Genomic DNA, 2,244 nt, shown 5'->3' with positions numbered 1-2,244 from the left:
CCTTACTGTATTGATTGAGATTCCTAACCATGAACTCCCTTCATTAATAAGTATGATTATTTCGATGATCATAATCAGTATTTCATACTAAATAATGCTAGCAAACTCGCCATAGCAAAAAATAGCTGCAAAAGCAGCTAATTGGCTGTTTTGAACAAAAGTTAGCCGGTATTACGCATGCCTGCAGCAATGCCGGCAATCGTCACCATTAGCGCTTGTTCAATGTAGGGATCCGGTTTTTGCTGTTGTCGAGAGCGATGCAATAATTCGGCCTGTAAGACATTTAAAGGATCGGTATAAACATTTCTTAAGGCAACGGATTCTGCAATCCACGGTAGATCCGCCATTAATGTTTTATCTTTCGAGATAGCAAGTACACTGTTAATATCTTGCGCCAACTGTTGACGTAACTCTTTACCTAATGGCCAAAGCCGTTTTTCAACCAGCCGCTGATCATAATATTCAGCTAACCATAAATCAGCTTTAGCAAAAACCATCTCTAACATCGCAATACGAGTCTTAAAGAAAGGCCAGTCATGCCACATATCATCAAGCACTGATTTCATACCACTATCAATCACATGCTGCAATGCTGCCCCTGCGCCTAACCAAGCAGGTAACATTAAGCGATTTTGCGACCAGGCAAAAATCCAGGGAATAGCCCGCAGTGTCTATACGCCACCGTCCTGACGACGTTTTGTCGGCCTAGACCCTAGTGGTAACTTAGCTAATTCGAGCTCTGGTGTGGCAGCGCGAAAATAGGGAACAAAATCCGGTTTTTGGCAGACATAATCGCGATACATATTACATGAGATATCAGATAATATTTCCATAACCGCACGCCATTCGGGTTTTGGTTGTGGTGGTGGCAATAAATTCGCTTCCAGTATTGCGCTAGTATAAATAAATAAACTACTCATCGTCACTTGCGGTAAGCCATACTTGAAGCGGATCATTTCTCCTTGCTCGGTGGCTCTTAATCCGCCTTTTAAACTACCAGGTGGCTGAGACAACAATGCTGAATGTGCGGGTGCTCCGCCGCGTCCCACAGTACCACCACGACCATGGAATAAGGTTAATTTAACTTTTTCTTTGTCACAAAGTTTAATCAGCGCTTCTTGAGCGCAATACTGAGCCCACGAAGCCGCCATCACACCGGCATCTTTGGCTGAATCCGAGTAACCGATCATTACCATTTGTTTATTGTCAATAATCTGACGATACCAAGGAATGGTAAGCAATTTTTGCATTACGCTTTCAGCATTATTTAAATCATCTAGGGTTTCAAATAGTGGTACCACTGGCAGTTTTAATGAACATCCGCTTTCTTTAAGCAACAATTTTACCGCTAATACATCAGATGGCACTTTTGCCATAGAGATAACATAAGCGGCAATAGCATCTGTCGGTGAATCGGCAATTACCTGACAAGTAGCTAATACTTCTTGCGTTTCTGCACTAGGCTGCCAATTTTTTGGGCAAAGTGGCCGTTTAGAATTGAGTTCAGCTAATAGAAAAGTCTGTTTTTCTTCCTCTGACCAATTTTTATAGTCGCCTAACTCGAGGTAATTGAGCAACTCTGCTAATGCATTAGTGTGGCGGCTACTCTCCTGCCGGATATCAATCCGTACTAATTGCAAACCAAAACAACGAATGCGGCGTAAGGTATCCAGTAATTGTCCATTGGCTATAATTGGCATACCGCAGGCAATAAGAGATTGATAACAAGTATAAAGTGGTTGCCAAAGCTGTTGATTATCATAAAGATAGTCTTCAGGTGGTAAGACCTTTTCACCTTTAATACAACTGTCCAGATAATCGAGTGTACTACGTAAACGGCTACGTAAACCTTTAGCAATCTGACGATAAGGCTCATCAATATCATCACCACCAGCTAATTGTCGCAGCTCAGGCGTTGCTTCTGACATCGATAATTCAGAGACTAAGATTTGAATGTCAGCTAAAAAAAGTTCAGCTGCTTTCCAGCGACTCAATAAAAGCACTTCTCGCGTGACAGCGGCGGTAACAAAGGGATTGCCATCACGATCTCCTCCCATCCAGGAAGTAAAGCGGATCAAATTCGTGTCAACAGGCAAATTAATCGCCAAACTTGTTTCAAGCTGTTCATTAAGTTCACGTAAAAAAGCAGGAACATAAGCACGCCTTTGGCGTGAGCATCGCGGCAAAGGCGCTCTATTTCTAGGCAATTCCCTTCTCGTCTTTTATACTCTGCTCTATGTACAT

At 42.5% G+C, this 2,244-nt stretch carries 1 pseudogene; it reads right to left on the bottom strand.

Going from position 1 to position 2,244, the window contains the following annotated elements:
- Positions 1–161: 161 nt before the first annotated feature.
- Positions 162–2,153: pseudogene (ppc, locus tag G468_RS21760) on the bottom strand (phosphoenolpyruvate carboxylase); the annotation flags it as partial.
- Positions 2,154–2,244: the final 91 nt, after the last annotated feature.

The sequence above is a fragment of the Arsenophonus nasoniae DSM 15247 genome (genome assembly GCF_000429565.1).
In the GTDB taxonomy this organism is placed as follows: Bacteria; Pseudomonadota; Gammaproteobacteria; order Enterobacterales; family Enterobacteriaceae; genus Arsenophonus; species Arsenophonus nasoniae.
This window is presented reverse-complemented; position numbering and strand designations above follow the sequence as displayed.